This window comes from Rathayibacter sp. AY1F4, assembly GCF_002931775.1.
In the GTDB taxonomy this organism is placed as follows: Bacteria; Actinomycetota; Actinomycetes; order Actinomycetales; family Microbacteriaceae; genus Rathayibacter.
In genome coordinates this window covers 92,758-110,514 of sequence record NZ_PSVE01000010.1, presented here as the reverse complement: position 1 = coordinate 110,514, position 17,757 = coordinate 92,758, and the positions used below count along the sequence as shown (strand labels likewise).

Genomic DNA, 17,757 nt, shown 5'->3' with positions numbered 1-17,757 from the left:
CGACCCGGGCGAGCATCCACCTGCGGGCGACCCCCGCCACAGCAGAATTCCGAGAACGCCCGGGGAACGACGAAGCCCGGCCGGATCATCGATCCTGGCCGGGCTTCTCACCGGTCGGGGTAGCGGGATTCGAACCCACGACCTCCTCGTCCCGAACGAGGCGCGCTACCAAGCTGCGCCACACCCCGGTGTGCTCATCACGGAGAACCGCTCACGAGCCTCGACAATAGTAGCCGATTTCCGGACCGCCGTCGGACACCCCTCGTCAGGCCGCCGGAGTGAGCGTGACGAGGGTCACCTCGGGTCGGCAGGCGAAGCGCACCGGGGCGTAGATCGAGGTGCCGACTCCGGCGGACACGTTGAGGTACGAGCTGCGCAGTCCGTTGTCCCACGTCGTCGAGCCGGCGACCTTGTCGCGCGGGATGTCGCAGTTGGTGACGAGGGCGCCGAAGCCCGGGACGCAGACCTGCCCGCCGTGCGTGTGCCCGGCGAGGATCACCTCGGCGCCGCGGGCGACGAAGTCGTCGAGGATGCGCTGATAGGGCGCGTGCGCCACGCCGATGCTGACCCCGGCCGGTCCGTCCTCCGCCCCGCGCAGCTCGTCCACGGCTCCGGCGACGAGGTCGATGCGGTCGAGGCCGATGTGCGGGTCGTCGACGCCGAAGAACTCGATGCGCGTCCCCTTCACCGTGATGCTCTCGGCGCGGTTGTTGAGGTCCACCCAGCCGAGCCCGTCCGAGAAGAAGCCGGTCAGCCCGTCGGTGTCGAGATCGGCCTCGTGCTGCTTGGGGTTCTTGGAGGGGCCGACGAAGTAGCGGAGCGGGTTCTTGATCCGAGGGCCGAAGTAGTCGTTGGATCCGTTGACGAAGGCGCCGGGGATCCCGGCGAAGGGCTCCAGGGCCCGGCGGATGCCGAGCACGCCGTCGCGGTGGCCGAGGTTGTCGCCGGTGTCGACCACGACGTCGGGCGCCAGGGCGAGGAGCGAGCGGATCCACTCCTGCTTCTTCGTCTGCCACGGGGCCATGTGCAGGTCCGACACGTGCAGGACGCGGATCGGCTCGGAACCGGCGGGCAGCACCGGGAACGACGTGCGCCGGACGGTGAACAGCGTCCGCTCGACGCCGATGCCCCAGGCCGCGGCGACGGCTCCGGCCGCGGCGACGGTCGCGAGGGCGGTGGTGAGGGGGCGACGGGTGCGTCCGGTCATGGGTCCTTCTCTCGCACGTCGGCCGCGAGCGCGGCCGCGTTCATTCTGCCGGACGCTCCCTCGGGAGCAGCCGGGGGTGCGGGGGCTCAGCCCGCGCGGGGCGGGGCGCCCGGTCCGGCGCTGATCTGCAGGGTGATCTCCGCGCCCCGGGAGACGCGCGACCCGGCGGGCGGGTTCGTCTGCGCGACCGTCCCTGCCGGGCGGTCGGAGGGGACCGGAGAAGTGTCGATGCGGACCGTGAAGCCGACGGAGCGCAGGCGTGCGGCCGCCGCAGAGGGGCTCTGGCCGGTGACCTGGGGCACGGCCTCCTGCGGAGCGTCGACGAGCGAGCGGACGGGAGCCGGGAAAGCCGTCCCACCGTACTTCGCGTCGGCGACGCGCATGATGCGCGGCCAGATCTGGTGGCGCACCTGACCGGCGTTCACCCGGTTGAGACTGAATCCGCGCATGGAGGTGAAGCCGGTCACGTTGCCGACCCAGGTGGCGGTGGCGACCTCGGTGCTCGCGCCGACCATCCACGTGTGCAGCGCGTCGTCCGTGGTGCCGGTCTTGCCGATGTGCGGCACTCCGGTGCGGGGGTTGGAGGGGGCGCCGGTGCCGCCCGTCACCACCTGCTGCAGGGCGTAGCCGGCGGTCGCGGCCACCTCCTCGGACATCCCCTGGCTGCACTCGGAGGCGGGCGGCGCGACGTCCGCGCCCGTGCGGTCGACGATCCGGTCGATCGCGATGGGCGTGCAGACGGTGCCCTTGTTCGCGAAGCCGGCGAAGGCCGTGGCCATCGTGAGCGGAGCGATCTCGTTGGTGCCGAGGATGGTCGGCGCGAGCTTCTGCAGCTCGGTCCCGTCGGCACGGTGCACGCCCATCGCCAGCGCCGTGTTGCGGATGCCGCAGAGGTCCAGCTGCTGGGCCATGGCGGCGAACGAGGTGTTGATCGAGCCGGTGGTGGCCTGCAGAGCCGTGGTCACGCCTCCGTTGCCGCCCTCGTCGTTCCCGGGGTTCCAGGACTCGCCGTAGTAGACGCCGTCGGGCTCGCAGCTGTCACGGAAGGTCGTGTAGGCGCGGCGGGTGCCGTCGACGCTCTCGCCGAGCGAGTGCCCCTCCTGCAGCCACTCCGCGAGGGTGAACACCTTGTAGGTCGAGCCGACCTGGAATCCCGAGGAGCCGCCGTACCCGAAGTCGGTGTTGTAGTTGACGCTCGTGTAGTTGGGGCCCGTCAGGTCGGGATCGTTGGAGTAGTCCTTGTTCTGGGTCATAGCGAGGATGCGGCCGGTGCCGACCTCGACCGAGACGCTCGCGCTGCCGATGTTCACGTTCGCCATCGACTTGGGCACCCAGTCGTCGGTGGCCGAGACGGCGGCCTGCTGCAGGTCGGAGTCGAGGGTCGTGTAGATCCGGTAGCCGCCGCGCTTGAAGGTGGCGTCGCGCTCGTCCTGGCTCGCACCGAACGCGTCGTCGTTCTTGATGACCCAGGTGACGTAGTCGCAGAAGAAGGCCGCGACTCCGGCGGTCTGGCAGCCGGTGCTCGGCTCGGTGATGTTCGGCGTCACGGGCTCGGCGACGGCCGCCTGCGCCTGCTCGGACGTCACCTTCGACTCGAGGTCCATGCGGGTGACGATGTAGTCGCGCCGGTCCCGGGTCTGCGGGTAGCCCTCCGCGGCGGGGTTCGCCGGGTCGCCGGGCCGGTCGAAGCGGAACTTCTCGGGGTTGTTCACGATCGCGACGAGCGCGGCGGACTGCGCGAGCGAGAGGTCCTTCGCGCTCACTCCGAAGTAGTAGCGGGCGGCCGCCTCGACGCCGTAGACGGTGCCGCCGAACAGGGCGATGTTGAGGTAGCCCAGCAGGATGTCGTTCTTCGGGTACTCCTTCTCGAGCCCGATGGCGAGCCGCATCTCGGCGACCTTGCGCTCCGGAGTGGTCTCCGTGGCCTCGCGGTAGGCCGCGTCGCGCTCGATCGGATCGCTGAGCGCCTCCGCCTTCTGCACGAGCACGTTCTTGACGTACTGCTGCGTGATGGACGAGCCGCCCTGGACGTCCCCGCCCATGGCCGTGGTCGCGGCCGCGCGGACGGTGCCGAGCAGATCGATGCCGCCGTGCTCGTAGAAGCGGGGGTCCTCGGAGGCGACCACGGCGTCCTTCACGAACGGCGAGATCTCGTCCCAGCCCACTTCGACGCGGTTCTGGGCGTAGAAGGAGGCGAGCAGCACGTCGCCGCCGGAGGAGTCCTTCGCGTACACGTCGCTCTTCTCGGCGAGCGTGCCGATCTCGAGGTACTCGGGGAGGTTGTCGAACATCTCCACCGTGTTGCCGGCGGCCATGCCGCTCAGCGCGATCGCCGGCGTCACCGAGGCGGCCACCAGGACTCCCGCGACGACGCTCATGGCGACGATGCCGATCAGGCCGCCGACGGCGCCCCCGATGGTCTTCACGACTCTGGTCCCGCCCTGCCCCGACATAGAATCAGCGTAGTCGCCGCGCTCGGACGAGCCGCGGCGCTCATCCCGCCGACGCGCGGCGCTCAGCAGTCGTCCCGCACCGGCCGCACCCGAGGAGAGCCATGTCCGTCCCGCGCTGGGAGTACATCACCACCCCGCTGATGATCCACAACACCACGGCGATCCTGAACACCTGGGGATCCGAGGGCTGGGAGCTGGTCCAGATCGTGACCGGTCCCGAGGGCGGCCTCGTCGCGTACCTCAAGCGCCCCGTCGCCGAGGCCGGCGCGTGATCGCCGAGCGTCTCGCGGAGCTCGGCGTCGAGCTGCCCGCCGTGGCGGTCCCCGCCGGCGCCTACGTCCCCGCCGTCGTGCACGGCGGCCTCGTCTACACGTCGGGGCAGATCCCCTTCGTCGACGGCGCTCTGCCGCTGGTCGGCAAGGTCGGCGACGAGGTGTCGCCCGAGCAGGCGAAGGAGCTGGCCCGCACCTGCGCCCTCAACGCGCTCGCGGCCGTCGCCGACGCGATCGGATCGCTCGACCGGGTGACGCGGATCGTGAAGCTCACCGGCTTCGTCGCGTCCGCCTCCGGCTTCACCGGGCAGCCCGGCGTGATCAACGGCGCCTCGGAGCTGCTCGGCGACGTGTTCGGCGAGCCCGGCCGTCACGCGCGCTCGGCCGTCGGGGTGGCGGAGCTGCCCCTCGGCGCTCCCGTCGAGGTCGAGCTGATCGTCGCCTTCGACTGACGCACCGCCCCCTCCGGCCCACGCGGCGGGAGGGGGCGGCGCCCGGTCAGTCCGCGGCGATCGCGGAGGAGATCACCGCCATCACCTGCGTGTCCGCGAGCGTCGTCGTGTCGCCCACGGCACGTCCCTCCGCCACGTCGCGCAGCAGCCGGCGCATGATCTTCCCCGAGCGGGTCTTGGGCAGCTCCTGCACCACGAAGATCCGCTTCGGGCGGGCGATCGCGCCGATGTGCTCGGCGACGTGCGCCTTCAGGGTGGCCTCGAGCTCGTCGTGCCCGTGGGCCAGCGCCTCGGCCTGGCTCGCCTTCGCGATCACGAACGCGACCACGGCCTGACCGGTGGTCTCGTCCGCGGCTCCCACGACGGCCGCCTCGGCGACGACCGGGTGCGAGACGAGGGCCGACTCGATCTCGGCGGTCGAGAGGCGGTGGCCGGAGACGTTCATCACGTCGTCCACGCGCCCCAGGAGCCAGAGGTCGCCGTCCTGGTCGCGACGCGCCCCGTCGCCCGCGAAGTAGCGGTCGCCGAACTTCGACCAGTAGGTCTCGACGTACCGCTCCGGGTCGCCCCAGATGCCGCGCAGCATCGCCGGCCAGGGCTCGGTGATCACGAGCAGTCCGCCCTCGTCGGCGCCGACCGGCGTCCCGGAGTCGTCGACCACGTCAATCGAGATCCCCGGCAGAGCGACCTGCGCCGACCCGGGCTTGAGAGTCGTCACCCCGGGCAGGGGGGACACCATCATCGCGCCGGTCTCGGTCTGCCACCAGGTGTCGACGATGGGGGTGCGGCCGCCGCCGATGACGTCGCGGTACCAGACCCACGCCTCCGGGTTGATCGGCTCGCCGACCGATCCGAGCAGGCGCAGGCTCGAGAGGTCGAAGCGCTGCGGGATCTGCCGGCCGAGCTTCATGAAGGAGCGGATCGCCGTGGGCGCCGCGTAGAGGATCGTCACGCCGTGCTTCTCGACGATCTCCCACCAGCGGCCGGGATGCGGGCTGTCGGGAGTGCCCTCGTACATCACCTGGGTGGCGCCGTTGGCGAGCGGGCCGTAGACGACGTAGCTGTGTCCGGTGATCCAGCCCACGTCCGCGGTCGACCAGTAGACGTCCGACTCGGGGTGCAGGTCGAAGACCGCGCGGTGCGTGAAGGCGACCTGGGTGAGGTACCCGCCGCTGGTGTGCAGGATGCCCTTGGGCTTCCCGGTCGTGCCGCTCGTGTAGAGGATGAAGAGGGGCTGCTCGGCGGGGAACGGCTTGGCGACGTGGTCGGCGTCGACCGCCACGATCTCCTCGTGCCACCAGAGGTCGCGCCCCTCGTGCCAGGCGACCTCGTTGCCTCCGCGGCGCACGACCAGGACGTGCTGGATGCTGGACTCTCCGCCGAGGGCGAGCGCGGCGTCGACCGCCGGCTTCAGGGGCGAGACAGCGCCCTTGCGCCAGCCGCCGTCGGCGGTGATGACGAGTGTCGCCTCCGCGTCGTCGATCCGCGCGCGGAGGCTCTCGGCGCTGAAGCCGCCGAAGACGACGGAGTGGACCGCCCCCAGCCGGGCGACGGCCAGCATCGCGATGACCGCCTCCGGGATCATGGGCAGGTAGATCGCGACGCGGTCGCCGGCGCGGACGCCGAGGCTCGTGAGCAGGTTCGCGGCGCGCTTCACCTCGGCGGTGAGCTCGGCGTAGGTGATCGAGCGGGAGTCGCCGGGCTCGCCCTCCCAGTGCAGGGCGACGCGGTCGCCGTGGCCGGCCAGGACGTGGCGGTCGAGGCAGTTGTAGGCCACGTTCAGCGCACCGTCGTCGAACCACTTCGCGAACGGGGGCTCGCTCCAGTCGAGCGTGCGCGTGAACGGCCGGTGCCAGTGCAGGAGCTCGCGGCTCCGGTCGGCCCAGAAGGCGAGGCGGTCGGCCGCGGCCTCGTCGTAGAGCGCGGCGGTCGCGACCGCTCCGGCGGCGAGATCGGCCGGCGGCGGGAACCGGCGGGTCTCGTGGAGGAGGTTGTCGATGGCGTTCCGGTCGGCGGCCGGGGCGTCGGGGGGAGTGGACATCTGCGATTCGCTCCTTCGCGAGTGAGACGTTCGCCGGCCCGCGCGGTCGGCGTCGCACCACCGTAGCGCCCGCCTCCAGCGCGGATCGCCGAGCGCCGCAAGCTGGGTGCGGGGCGGGTGTCGGATAAGAGTCCGCAGAGAACAGGATCCGGGCTTGGCGAATCGCGATCCGTCCCCTACAGTTGCATACGGCCGAATGAACTTCGGCCCAGCGGCGCAAGTGATTCCCCCCAATCCAGCGCCGCCGAGGCGGCACCTGTTCCCCCCAATGGGTGCCGCCCCCTTCTTCCCGCCGGATCCGGCGGACGGACGCCCCCGCTCGAGCCCTGCTCGCGGGGGCGTTTCCGCGTCGCCGGGACGTCTCCGTCGCGGGACGTCTCCTCGTCGACCGGGCTTCTCTGCGCCGTGGGGACCTCTCCTCGGAGCGGCTCCCTGGCGGGAGCTCCGGGCCGCCCCTGCGCGCGCGTTCGGCCCGGGTCGTTCCTCCACAGGCGCCGACGCGGGCGTCTCTCCTCCGATCGGGCAGGGAGCGCCCCGGCGCGCGGAACGGGCTCGTAGCGTGCCGGGATGACCCGCGACTTCGTCCCCCTCGTCCCCGCCGAGCACCGCCGCGACCCGCTGCCGGTGCGGCCCGCCGCCGCCGGTCTCGGGCTGCTCGCGCCGCACGCCGCGGATCCCGCGGTGACCGACCTCTTCGTGAACGGCGGCGCGGGCCTCTGGATCGACCGGGGCGGTGGTGCGGAGCGGGTTCCGGAGTGGACGCTCGACGCCGCCGGAGCACGGCGGCTGGCCGTCGCGCTGGTCGCGGCCGGCGGACGGCACGTCGACGAGGCGAGCCCGTGCGTGGACGTCAGGCTCCGCCACGGGGTCCGTGTGCACGTCGTGCTGCCGCCGGTGGCGACAGGGGGAGCGCTCGTGTCGGTGCGGGTGCCTCGGTCGGACTCCTGGACGCTCGGGGAGCTGCAGGCGGCGGGGATGCTGGACGACGACGGGGTGCGGCTTCTGCGCCGCGCCGTCCGCGAGCGGTGGAACCTGCTGATCACGGGAGCGGGCGGATCGGGGAAGACCACCCTGCTCGGCGCCCTGCTCGGGTGCGCGGCGCCGACCGAGCGGATCGTGGCCATCGAGGACGTCGGCGAGCTGCGGCCGGCGCACCCGCACGTCGTCTCGCTCGAGGCGCGGCAGCCCAACCTCGAGGGCGCCGGTGCCGTGGGCCTGGACCGGCTCGTGCGGGAGGCGCTGCGGATGCGTCCGGACCGCCTGGTCCTCGGCGAGTGCCGCGGCGTCGAGCTGCGCGAGCTGCTGTCCGCGCTGAACACCGGGCACGACGGCGGTGCGGGGACCCTCCACGCGAACTCCCTCGAGGACGTGCCCGCGCGTCTCGAGGCGCTCGGGGTCCTCGCGGGGCTCGGGCCCGAGGCGATCGCCCGCCAGACGGTCAGCGCGATCGACCTGGTGCTCCACCTCGAGCGCCGCGCCGGGCGGCGGCGGCTGGCGGCATTCGGGACGTTCGCGCTCGACGCGGCCGGCCGCCTGAGGGTCGAGGACGGGTCGCTCCCGAGCGCCTCGAGGTCGAGCGCGTGACGGGCCGCGACGGGCTGGACGAGGTCGCGGCCGTCGTGCACCGACTGGCCGTCCTCCTCGCGGCGGGAGTGGCTCCCGCGTCGGCCCTCGGGCATCTCGCGGGGGCGGAGGGGGCGGACGGCGGGGACGCGCGGCGGCGGCGGCTGCTCCGGGCGGTGTCGGAGGAGGCCGGCCGCGGGGGCGACGTGACGGAGGCGCTGCTGCGCGGGACGCCGGCTTCGCGGCGGAGCGGCCCGGAGCGGAAGCGGGCGGGACGGCGAGCGCCGGACACCGGTGAGGCGACCGCGTGGGCGGCGCTGGCCGCCGCGTGGCGGGTGGCCGCCGACTCCGGCGCGCCGGTCGCCGCCGCTCTCGGCGAGCTGGCAGAGTCCCTGCGCGAGCTGGCACGCGCCCGCCGGGACATCGAGGTGGCTCTGGCCGGTCCCTCCGCCACCGGGAGGGTCGTGAGCGCGCTGCCGCTGGCGGCGCTGGGTCTGGGGGCGCTGCTGGGCTTCGACGTGGTCGGCGTGCTCCTCGGGACGGTGCCCGGTGCGGTCTGCCTGGTCGGGGGAGCCGGGTTGATGGCGGCCGCGCACGCGTGGACGCGGCGCCTCGTCCGAAGCGCGGCCCCGGCCGATCCGGCGCCCGGGCTCGCGCTCGACCTCCTCTCGGTGGCGCTGGCCGGTGGCGGCTCGATCGAGTCGTCGCGCGCCCGGGTCGTGGCGGCGCTCGCCGAGTGCGGGCTCGACTCGGGCGCGCGCGTGCTCTCCGACGCGGACCCGGTGCTCGCCCTCTCCGCGGCGGCGGGTGTGCCGGCCGGACGTCTGCTCCGGAGTGAGGCGGCTCTGATCCGGGCACGGGCGTCCTCCGGGGCGCGGGAGCGAGCCGCTCGGCTCGGCGTGACCCTGATGCTGCCGCTCGGAGTCTGCGTGCTGCCGGCGTTCCTGCTGCTCGGAGTGGCTCCGATGGTCGTCTCGGTGCTGCTCTCGACGTTCTCGGTGACGGCGTGATTCGGTCGACCGCTCCTCCACAGGGGCGGGATCGGGAGGCGTCTCCACGGATCCACCGGAGGGTCGATCGGCGGGATCGGGAGTCCGCGATCCTCAAAGGAGGGGCACGGAGCGGGGCGGAACGGAGCAGGACACATGAGCAGTGACACGGCGATCAGCGGCGGGGGAGTCTCCCGGAGTCGAGGACTCGGTAGGAGGAGGGATGCGGGAAGTGACGTGGCCGGAACGAGCCGGGGCTCGAGGAGCGGCGGAGGTGCGGTGTCCGGCGGAGGAACGGGCGTCGACGTCTCCGCGGGGCGCGTCGAGTGGCGTCGACCCGGGTGGGGAGGGCTCGGCGCTCTGGGCGACGAGGAGGGATCGGCGACGGCGGAGTACGCGATCGCGACGATGGCCGCGGTCGGCTTCGCCGGACTGCTCGTGGTCATCCTCAAGGGCGACGAGGTGCGGAGCATCCTGACCGACCTGGTGACCCGCGCGCTCACCGCGGCGGGATGAGAGGCCTTCCGCTGCTGCGCGGGCGGCTCGTCCAGGAGGAGGGCTCGGCCACTGCCGAGCTCGCGCTCGTGCTCCCGGCGGTGGTCACGGTGCTGGCGCTGTGCCTGGGGTCGGTGGCGGCCTCGGCGCAGTACGTCCGGCTCGTCGACGCGGCCGCCGACGCGGCCCGGTCCGCGGCCCGGGGCGACGACCCCCGCGCGCCGCTCGCCCGGGTGGCGGGGGCGTCGCTCACGGCGGGGGAGCAGGACGGACTGGTCTGCGTCGACGTGGCGGCCCGGCTGCGCCCGCTCCCGGCGGTGTCGCTCCCGGTCTCGGTCCGGTCCTGCGCGCTGGGCGGGGGCGGATGATCCGCCGGCTCGCCGGGGCTGTCCGCGACCGGGAGGAGGGCTCGGCCGCGGTCGTGGCGATCGGAGTCGTCGCGGGCACGATCCTGGTGACGGCCGCCGTGCTCGCCGGCTGCGCAGGAGTCGTCGGGCACCAGCGAGCGGTCGCCGCCGCGGACGCCTCGTCCCTGGCGGCGGCCGACGTCGCCTCCGGCCTGCTGGCCGGGGATCCGTGCGGACGTGCCGCCGCCGTGTCCCGCGCGAACGGCGCCGAGCTCGTCCTCTGCGACGTCGACGGCGGCGTCGCGAGAACGGAGGCGGCCGTCGCCGCGGGTCCGCTCTCCCTCACGGCGCGGTCGAGGGCCGGCCCGCCGCCCTGAGGGCGGAGGCAGCAGCGGGCGTCGTCCGGACCGAGGTTCGGACGACGCCGCGGGAGCGCGTCAGTCGGAGGAGAGTCGCTGGTACCGGTACGCGGCGGCGGTCGGCAGGGCGCCCGCGCCCTCGTCGTGCTCGAGGCCGCCGGCGAGGAGGTAGATGTAGCGGGAGCCCGCCCTCGCCCCGGGGATCTCGAGGCGTGCGGCGGGGGCCTGATCATCGCCGTATCCCCGGCGGAGGGTCTTGCCCTCCAGCGGTCCGTCGAGGAGCTTGGCCGTGTAGGCGGAGGTCGTGGTGGTGTGCGTCGTTGCCATGCCTCATCATGCGCCGATCGGCGCCGCGCGTCACCCCCGCCGACGGCAGGCCGGGCAGGCGGCTCCGAGGCCGTGTCCAGCGTCCTCCCGAGGTCCCCGTGTCCTCGGGAGGGGGCAGGACGTCCGGAGTCAGTGTGTATGGTGTGCCTGTCGGGCGCCCCCGCCGATGGGGACGCGTCGCCGTTCCCCGCACCACGTCGCCGCGCACCGTCTCCCCGCAGCAGGGGACGTCGGACCACTGGTCGTCCGACCCGACAGCACCAATCGAGGAGAACTGTGTCCGGCACGAAGAAGCTGGTGATCGTCGAGTCGCCGGCGAAAGCCAAGACCATCGCCCAGTACCTGGGCGACGGCTACGAGGTGCTCGCCTCCGTCGGGCACATCCGCGACCTCATCGAGCCGAAGAACCTCCCCCCGGAGCTGAAGAAGGGCCCGCTGGGCAAGTTCTCCGTCGACGTCGACAACGGCTTCGAGCCCTACTACGTCGTGTCCGACCAGAAGAAGAAGACGGTCGCCGACCTCAAGCGCGCGCTGAAGAACGCCGACGAGCTCTACCTCGCCACTGATGAGGACCGCGAGGGCGAGGCCATCGCGTGGCACCTCCTCGAGGAGCTCAAGCCCAAGGTCCCCGTGCACCGCATGGTCTTCCACGAGATCACGAAGGACGCGATCCAGAAGGCGCGCGACAACACCCGGGACATCGACACCTCCCTGGTCGACGCCCAGGAGACCCGTCGCATCCTCGACCGCCTCTACGGCTACGAGATCTCGCCCGTGCTGTGGCGCAAGGTCGGCCCCGGGCTCTCGGCCGGTCGGGTGCAGTCGGCCGCGACCCGCCTGGTGGTCGACCGCGAGCGGGAGCGCCTGGCGTTCGTGTCGGCGAGCTACTGGGACCTCGCCACCGTGCTCGCACCCGAGTCGGACGCCGCGGCGGGCTTCGACGCCCGCCTGGCGCGGCTCGACGGCAAGCGGATCGGAAGCGGCCGCGACTTCGACGACCGCGGTCAGCTGAAGGGCGACGTCACCGTCCTCGACGAGTCCACCGCCGGTGCCCTCGCCGAGGCGCTGCGCGACCCCGCCACCACGGTCCGGGTCTCGAACCTCGAGTCCAAGCCGTACTCGCGCCGCCCCGCCGCCCCGTTCACCACGTCCACGCTCCAGCAGGAGGCGGCGCGCAAGCTCCGCTTCTCGGCGCGCCAGACGATGAGCGTCGCGCAGTCGCTCTACGAGAACGGCTTCATCACCTACATGAGGACCGACTCGCCCGGGCTCTCGCAGCAGGCGCTGAACGCCGCACGCACTCAGGCTGCGTCCCTCTACGGAGCCGAGACCGTCCCGGACAAGCCCCGCCTCTACTCCGGCAAGAACAAGAACGCGCAGGAGGCGCACGAGGCCATCCGGCCCGCGGGCGAGACCTTCCGCACCCCGGACCAGCTCTCGGGCACCCTCCGCGGCAACGACCTCCGCCTCTACGAGCTCATCTGGAAGCGCACCGTCGCCTCGCAGATGGCCGACGCCAAGGGCTCGACCGCCACCGTGACGCTGCTCGCCGAGCCGGCCGGCGACGTCGCGAAGACCGCCGAGTTCACCGCCTCCGGAACCGTCATCACCTTCCGCGGATTCCTCCTCGCCTACGAGGAGGGGCGCGACGAGGAGCGTCACGGCGCCCGCGACGAGAAGGACGCCAAGCTGCCGGTGCTCGAGGTCGGCCAGAGCCTGGTCGTCGCCGAGGTCGAGGCCAAGGGCCACGAGACCTCGCCGCCCCCGCGCTACACGGAGGCGAGCCTGGTCAAGGCGCTCGAGGAGCTCGGCATCGGCCGGCCCTCGACCTACGCGTCGATCATCTCCACCATCGTCGACCGCGGCTACGTCACTCCGCGCGGGACCGCCCTCGTGCCCAACTGGATCGCCTTCTCGGTGGTCCGGCTGCTCGAGGACTTCTTCTCCGACCTGGTGGAGTACGACTTCACCGCCGAGATGGAGGGCGACCTCGACCGCATCGCCGGCGGCGAGGAGGACCGCGTCGCCTGGCTCAACCGCTTCTACTTCGGCGGAGGCACGCATCCCGGGCTCCGACACGTCGTGGACAACCTCGGCGAGATCGATGCGAAGAGCATCAACTCCGTCCGGATCACGGACGACATCACCCTGCGCATCGGCAAGTACGGCCCCTACCTCGAGGTGGCCCAGGAGGAGGGGCAGGAGACGCCGCGTCGCGTCAACCTGCCGCTCGAGCTGGCTCCCGACGAGCTCACGCCCGCCAAGGCGCAGGAGCTCGTCGACGCCCCGGTGCAGACCGACCGCGTGCTGGGAAGCAACCCCGACTCGGGCAAGACCGTCGTCGTCAAGGACGGGCGCTTCGGCCCCTACGTGACCGAGGTCGATCCGGAGCCGGAGACCACGGCGGATCCCGCCACCGGGGAGGTCGTCGAGCCCGCGCCCGCGAAGCGCGGCGCGAAGAAGCCCGCTGTCGTGAAGCCGCGCACCTCCTCCCTCTTCAAGTCCATGGACGTCGCGTCGATCGACCTGGCGACGGCGCTGCGCCTGCTCGACCTGCCGCGCACGGTCGGTGACGACCCCGAGAGCGGCGAGCCGATCACGGCTCAGAACGGCCGATACGGCCCGTACATCAAGAAGGGCACCGACAGCCGGTCGCTCACCAGCGAGGACCAGATCTTCGAGGTCGACCTGCCGACGGCGCTCGAGATCTTCGCCCAGCCGAAGTACGGGGCGCGACGCGCGTCGAGCGCCCTGAAGGAGTTCGAGGCGGACCCCGTCAGCGGCAAGCCGATCCGGATCCGCGACGGACGCTTCGGCGCCTACGTGACCGACGGCGAGACCAACGTCACGATCTCCAAGGGCCTGACGATCGAGGAGATCGACTTCGAGCAGGCGGTCCAGATGCTCGCCGACAAGCGTGCGAAGGGCCCGGCCAAGAAGGCTCCGGCCAAGCGCGCGCCGGCCAAGAAGCCCGCGGCGAAGACGACGGCGGCCAAGACGACGGCGGCGAAGACGACGGCGGCCAAGACGACGGCGGCCAAGACGACCGCGGCGAAGACGACGGCGGCCGCCAAGAAGACGACCGCAGCGAAGAAGCCCGCCGCGCCCCGCGCCACCGCCGCGAGCCGCGCGGCCGCGGCGGCCGCCGCCGAGACGTCGGACGCGACGGAGTCGTGACCGGGCTGTTCGTCACCCTCGAGGGCGGGGACGGCGCGGGCAAGACCACGCAGGCCCGGCTGCTCGAGGAGTGGCTGGGCACGCGGGGCGAGACCGTCGTCCGCACCCGCGAGCCCGGAGGCACCGAGGTGGGCCTGCAGATCCGCGAGATCGTTCTGCACCACCGCGGCGAGATCGACCCGCGGGCCGAGGCCCTGCTCTACGCGGCGGACCGCGCCCAGCACATCGGGACGCTCGTGCGACCGGCGCTCGAGCGCGGCGAGGTCGTCGTGCAGGACCGCTACATCGACTCCTCCGTCGCCTACCAGGGAGCCGGGCGGGTCCTCGACGCCGTCGAGGTCCGGCGGCTCTCGGAATGGGCCACCCACGACCTGAGGCCCGACCTCACCGTCCTGCTCGACCTCGACCCCGCCGTCGCGCGGGGCCGGCTCGACGCGGCCCGCACCCGCTTCGACCGGCTGGAGGCCGAGAAGGCGGAGTTCCACGGGCGAGTGCGCGAGGCGTTCCTGGCGATCGCCGAGACGGACGCCGAGCGCTTCCTCGTCCTGGACGCCGCTCTCCCCGTCGAGGAGATCGCGGCCGCGGTGCGGGAGCGGGTCGCCGTCCTCCTCGACGGCGCGTCGGCTGTCGGTGCTCGCGGTTAGCCTGGTGGCATGACCGTCTGGAGCCAGCTCGTCGGGCAGGAGCACGCCATCGGCGCCCTGCAGGACGCCTCGACGCCCCGGGACGACCGTGGCCGGGAGTCATCGTCGATGACGCACTCCTGGCTCATCACCGGCCCTCCCGGGTCCGGCCGCTCGAACCTCGCCTACGCGTTCGCCTCCGCACTGCTCTGCCGCCACGGCGGCTGCGGGGAGTGCCCCGACTGCCGCCAGGTCGCCGCCCGCTCCCATCCCGACCTCGCCGTGCTGACGACCGAGCGCGTGATCATCTCGATCGACGAGGTGCGGCGGCTGGTCAGCAGCTCGCAGTACTCGCCCTCGGTGTCGCGCTACCGCGTCATGGTCATCGAGGACGCCGACCGGATGAGCGAGCGCACGTCCAACGTGCTGCTGAAGGCGCTCGAGGAGCCGCCGGAGCGCACGGTCTGGATCCTGTGCGCCCCGAGCGAGGCCGATCTGCTCCCCACCATCCGCTCCCGCGTCCGCTCCGTGCGGCTCCGCGTGCCGAGCATCGAGGACGTCGCCGGTCTCCTCGAGCGCCGCGACGGGGTCGACCCCGAGACCGCCGAGCGCGCCGCCCGCCAGGCTCAGAGCCACATCGGGATGGCGCACCGCCTGGCGACCGACGCGAACGCGCGCGAGCGCCGCGAGGAGACGCTCCGCATCGCCCTGCGCCTCCGCGGCGTCTCGGACGCGGTGCTCGGCGCTGCGCGGATGATCGAGGTCGCGACCGAGGACGCCAAGGCGATCACCCTCGAGCGCGACGAGGCCGAGCGGCAGCAGGCGCTGCGCTCGCTCGGCGTCGAGCCCGGGGGCACCGTGCCCGCGCAGCTCCGCTCGCAGCTGCGGGCGCTCGAGGAGGACCAGAAGCGACGCGCGACGCGGAGCCTCCGCGACGGTCTCGACCGGATCCTCGTCGACCTGCTCTCCCTCTACCGCGACGTGGTGCGCCTCCAGCTCGGAGCGCCCGGCGGCGTCATCAACGAGGAGGTCCGGACCGAGATGACCGCGCTCGCCGACGCGACTCCGCCCGACCGCACGCTCGCCGTCCTCGACGCGATCGCGACAGCCCGGCAGCGGATCGACGCGAACGTCTCCCCGGTCCTCGCTCTCGAGGCGCTGCTCGTCGTCGCGGCGCGCCGTCCGGTGGCCGCGTGAGGCGGGGGCGCCGGACGGCCGTCGTCCTCGCGCTCGTCGCGGCCGCGTCCCTCCTGACCGGCTGCTTCGCGCCCGGCCCGAGCGTCGACCGGACCTCCACCCCCTATCCGCAGACCGTCGACGACTCCCTGGAGCGCTACTACTCGCAGGTGCTGGTCTGGGACGACTGCGGCGACGGAGTTCTCTGCACCGACGCGACCGTCCCGCTCGACTGGGACGACCCCTCGGGGGAGACCGCGTCGATCGCTCTGGTGCGCCGACCCGCGACGAAGGGCCCGGCGATCGGGTCCCTGCTCGTGAACCCGGGCGGACCGGGAGCGTCGGGCGTCGACTTCATCCGCGACAGCGCCGACTACGCGGTCGACTCCGCGCTCGCCGCCCGGTACGACGTCGTCGGCTTCGATCCGCGCGGAGTGGGCGCCTCCACCGCGGTGTCCTGTCTCGACGCCGCGGGCCTCGACTCCTACCTCTACGACATCACGCCGGGGGAGCGGGGCAGCGACGAGTGGATCCAGGCGCAGCGCACGACCGCTGCCGCGTTCGCCGCCGCCTGCGAGGAGCGCAGCGGGCCGCTGCTGCCCGAGGTCGGCACCCCGAGCGCCGCCCGTGATCTCGACGTGCTGCGCGCGGCGCTCGGCGACGAGACGCTGAACTACCTCGGCTACTCCTACGGCACGTTCCTCGGAGCGACCTACGCCGGGCTGTTCCCGGACCGGGTCGGCCGCCTCGTCCTCGACGGCGCGATCGATCCGGCGGCCACCTCGTTCGACGTGGTGCGCGAGCAGGCGAAGGGGTTCGAGAGCGCACTGCGCGCCTACCTCGCCGACTGCCTCCGCTCGGACGACTGCCCGTTCACCGGCACCGTCGACGCGGGGATGGCCCAGCTGAAGCGCATGCTCGAGGACGTGGACGCCTCGCCGATCCGGGCCGCCGACGGCCGTGAGCTCGGCGCGAGCACGCTGTTCACCGCGATCGTCTACCCGCTCTACGACGCCACGGCGTGGGGAGCGCTGAGCGAGATGCTGGCCGACGTCCGCCGGGGCGACCCCGCGGTCGCGTTCCAGTACGCGGACGCCTACAACGGCCGCGACGCGGATGGCCGGTACGCGGACAACACCACCGAGGCGTTCCTCGCGATCAACTGCGTCGACTACTCCTACGACGCCGACACCGCCTCGATGCGCGCCGACGAGGCCGCTCTCGAGCAGGCCGCGCCGACGATCGGCCGCTACATGGCCTACGGCGACATCCTCTGCAGCGAGTGGCCGGCGGCCTTCGAGGGCTCCCGCGAGCCGATCACCGCGGAGGGCTCGGCGCCCATCCTGGTCGTGGGCACCACGAACGATCCCGCGACGCCCTACGTGTGGGCGCAGGCGCTCGCGGGCGAGCTCTCCGCCGGTCACCTGGTCACCTACGACGGCGAGGGCCACACGGCCTACAACAAGTCGACGTCCTGCGTGAACGACGCGGTCGACGCGTACCTGCTCGCGGGGACCGTCCCGGAGGTGGATCCGCAGTGCTGACCGAGCAGGAGCGGCCCCGCGAGCAGCAGCCCGGGCTCCGCGAGCGCAAGCGCCTGGCCACGCGGCGGGCGATCGAGATCGCCGTCCTCCGCCTGGCGAGCGAGCGCGGGCCGGAGCGGGTGACCATCGAGGACGTCTCGCGCGCCGCCGACGTCTCCACGCGCACCTTCTTCAACTACTTCGCCTCGAAGGAGGACGCGCTGGTCGGCGGGCTCCCGGTCATCGCCGACGAGACGGCGGCGGCGTTCGTCGCCGCCCGGGGCGCCGTGCTCGAGGACCTGCAGCGCGTCTTCGTCGCCGCGATGGAGGAGCCCCTCGAGGAGGACCGGGAGCTGCACGTCCTCCGCCGCGCGCTGTTCCGCGAGCACCCGCATCTGGTCGGTCTGAAGATCGCGGGGATGCGCGAGTTCGAGCTCGCGGTCGAGGGGCTCGTCGCCGAGCGTCTCGGCCAGGAGGACGACGACGCGGAGCGGGTGCGCAGCCGGGCGCGGATGCTGACGCTCCTCGGGCTCGCCGCCGTCCGCCACGCCTGGGCGGCCTGGGTCGATCACGACGGCCGGGAGGCCCTGCCCGGACGCATCGCCCGCTCCTTCGAGGAGCTCCGCGGCGCGCTCGCCTGAGCCGAGCGCAGCGGTCGCGGCCGCCGTCGCGGGGCCTCTGGTCGACCGCGCCGTCCTGATTCACGCCCGGGGGCGCGAGCAGGCTATGCTGTGTAATCGTGTCCGGGGCTCA

Annotated in this window: 16 protein-coding genes and 1 tRNA gene; 12 read left to right on the top strand and 5 right to left on the bottom strand. The window is 73.1% G+C overall.

From position 1 onward, the window contains the following. Nucleotides 1-114: 114 nt before the first annotated feature. The 3 genes from C5C59_RS08380 to C5C59_RS08370 form a co-directional block, all read right to left on the bottom strand. Nucleotides 115-188 (bottom strand) — tRNA-Pro (locus C5C59_RS08380). 77 nt (nt 189-265) lie between these two features. After that, nucleotides 266-1,207 (bottom strand): metallophosphoesterase, encoded by a 942-nt coding sequence (locus C5C59_RS08375; RefSeq protein WP_104222183.1) that lies wholly within the window; start codon nt 1,205-1,207, stop codon nt 266-268. Nucleotides 1,208-1,293: 86 nt separating this feature from the next. Further along, a complete protein-coding gene (locus C5C59_RS08370; RefSeq protein ID WP_104237725.1) occupies nt 1,294-3,660 on the bottom strand; it encodes a transglycosylase domain-containing protein in 2,367 nt (788 codons plus the stop codon). Between the two features lie 101 nt (nt 3,661-3,761). Between C5C59_RS08370 and C5C59_RS17210 the strand changes: the two genes are divergently transcribed. Together C5C59_RS17210 and C5C59_RS08365 are read left to right on the top strand one after the other, a co-directional pair. Beyond that, nucleotides 3,762-3,932, top strand: a complete 171-nt coding sequence (locus C5C59_RS17210) for a hypothetical protein (protein WP_164861113.1) — start codon at nt 3,762-3,764, stop codon at nt 3,930-3,932. Then, nucleotides 3,929-4,384, top strand: a complete 456-nt coding sequence (locus tag C5C59_RS08365; protein WP_219812422.1) for a RidA family protein — start codon at nt 3,929-3,931, stop codon at nt 4,382-4,384. Before C5C59_RS17210 ends, C5C59_RS08365 begins: the two co-directional genes overlap by 4 nt. Before the next feature lie 46 nt (nt 4,385-4,430). Here C5C59_RS08365 and acs read toward each other — a convergent pair whose 3' ends face one another. Next, entirely contained in the window at nt 4,431-6,425 is a 1,995-nt protein-coding gene (gene acs / locus C5C59_RS08360; RefSeq protein ID WP_104237724.1) for an acetate--CoA ligase, read from the bottom strand. Nucleotides 6,426-6,992: 567 nt separating this feature from the next. Between acs and C5C59_RS08355 the strand changes: the two genes are divergently transcribed. The 5 genes from C5C59_RS08355 to C5C59_RS08335 all read left to right on the top strand — a co-directional run bounded on the left by C5C59_RS08355 (nt 6,993) and on the right by C5C59_RS08335 (nt 10,196). Next, nucleotides 6,993-8,009 carry a TadA family conjugal transfer-associated ATPase gene (locus C5C59_RS08355; protein WP_104237723.1) on the top strand — a complete coding sequence of 339 codons (1,017 nt, stop codon included), beginning with the start codon at nt 6,993-6,995 and terminating at the stop codon, nt 8,007-8,009. Next, nucleotides 8,006-8,998, top strand: a complete 993-nt coding sequence (locus C5C59_RS08350) for a type II secretion system F family protein (RefSeq protein WP_104237722.1) — start codon at nt 8,006-8,008, stop codon at nt 8,996-8,998. The genes C5C59_RS08355 and C5C59_RS08350 overlap by 4 nt, the downstream gene beginning before the upstream one ends. A 258-nt stretch (nt 8,999-9,256) precedes the next feature. Further along, the gene (locus tag C5C59_RS08345; RefSeq protein WP_258062662.1) at nt 9,257-9,493 is read left to right on the top strand and encodes a DUF4244 domain-containing protein; all 237 of its coding nucleotides are present in this window, start codon (nt 9,257-9,259) and stop codon (nt 9,491-9,493) included. Next, on the top strand, nt 9,490-9,840 hold the full coding sequence (locus tag C5C59_RS08340; RefSeq protein WP_104237720.1) for a TadE family type IV pilus minor pilin: 351 nt from the start codon (nt 9,490-9,492) through the stop codon (nt 9,838-9,840). The genes C5C59_RS08345 and C5C59_RS08340 overlap by 4 nt, the downstream gene beginning before the upstream one ends. Beyond that, on the top strand, nt 9,837-10,196 hold the full coding sequence (locus C5C59_RS08335) for an Rv3654c family TadE-like protein (RefSeq protein ID WP_104237719.1): 360 nt from the start codon (nt 9,837-9,839) through the stop codon (nt 10,194-10,196). The genes C5C59_RS08340 and C5C59_RS08335 overlap by 4 nt, the downstream gene beginning before the upstream one ends. Nucleotides 10,197-10,256: 60 nt before the next feature. Here the strand turns inward: C5C59_RS08335 and C5C59_RS08330 are convergent, their stop codons facing one another. Continuing rightward, nucleotides 10,257-10,505, bottom strand: coding sequence for a hypothetical protein (locus C5C59_RS08330; protein WP_104222197.1), 249 nt, complete (start codon nt 10,503-10,505; stop codon nt 10,257-10,259). A 276-nt stretch (nt 10,506-10,781) separates the two neighbouring features. Between C5C59_RS08330 and topA the strand changes: the two genes are divergently transcribed. Genes topA through C5C59_RS17205 form a run of 5 tightly spaced genes read left to right on the top strand, consistent with a single transcriptional unit; the run spans nt 10,782 to nt 17,645 of the window. Further along, a complete protein-coding gene (gene topA, locus C5C59_RS08325) occupies nt 10,782-13,682 on the top strand; it encodes a type I DNA topoisomerase (RefSeq protein ID WP_104237718.1) in 2,901 nt (966 codons plus the stop codon). Further along, nucleotides 13,679-14,326: a dTMP kinase gene (gene tmk / locus C5C59_RS08320; RefSeq protein WP_104237717.1), complete on the top strand. Its 648-nt coding sequence runs from the start codon at nt 13,679-13,681 to the stop codon at nt 14,324-14,326. Before topA ends, tmk begins: the two co-directional genes overlap by 4 nt. A 9-nt stretch (nt 14,327-14,335) precedes the next feature. Continuing rightward, a complete protein-coding gene (locus C5C59_RS08315; protein ID WP_104233729.1) occupies nt 14,336-15,502 on the top strand; it encodes a DNA polymerase III subunit delta' in 1,167 nt (388 codons plus the stop codon). Next, nucleotides 15,499-17,025, top strand: a complete 1,527-nt coding sequence (locus tag C5C59_RS08310; RefSeq protein WP_104237716.1) for an alpha/beta hydrolase — start codon at nt 15,499-15,501, stop codon at nt 17,023-17,025. The genes C5C59_RS08315 and C5C59_RS08310 overlap by 4 nt, the downstream gene beginning before the upstream one ends. Next, nucleotides 17,019-17,645 (top strand): TetR/AcrR family transcriptional regulator, encoded by a 627-nt coding sequence (locus C5C59_RS17205; protein WP_219812421.1) that lies wholly within the window; start codon nt 17,019-17,021, stop codon nt 17,643-17,645. Before C5C59_RS08310 ends, C5C59_RS17205 begins: the two co-directional genes overlap by 7 nt. The last annotated feature ends 112 nt before the right edge of the window (nt 17,646-17,757 follow it).

Coding starts and splice junctions, on each gene's coding strand:
- C5C59_RS08335 (WP_104237719.1), top strand. CDS start 9,837: ATGATCCGCCGGCTCGCCGGGGCTGTCCGCGACCGGGAGGAGGGCTCG.
- C5C59_RS08330 (WP_104222197.1), bottom strand. CDS start 10,505: ATGGCAACGACGCACACCACCACGACCTCCGCCTACACGGCCAAGCTC.
- C5C59_RS08355 (WP_104237723.1), top strand. CDS start 6,993: ATGACCCGCGACTTCGTCCCCCTCGTCCCCGCCGAGCACCGCCGCGAC.
- C5C59_RS08340 (WP_104237720.1), top strand. CDS start 9,490: ATGAGAGGCCTTCCGCTGCTGCGCGGGCGGCTCGTCCAGGAGGAGGGC.
- C5C59_RS08375 (WP_104222183.1), bottom strand. CDS start 1,207: ATGACCGGACGCACCCGTCGCCCCCTCACCACCGCCCTCGCGACCGTC.
- C5C59_RS08370 (WP_104237725.1), bottom strand. CDS start 3,660: ATGTCGGGGCAGGGCGGGACCAGAGTCGTGAAGACCATCGGGGGCGCC.
- C5C59_RS17210 (WP_164861113.1), top strand. CDS start 3,762: ATGTCCGTCCCGCGCTGGGAGTACATCACCACCCCGCTGATGATCCAC.
- C5C59_RS08315 (WP_104233729.1), top strand. CDS start 14,336: ATGACCGTCTGGAGCCAGCTCGTCGGGCAGGAGCACGCCATCGGCGCC.
- acs (WP_104237724.1), bottom strand. CDS start 6,425: ATGTCCACTCCCCCCGACGCCCCGGCCGCCGACCGGAACGCCATCGAC.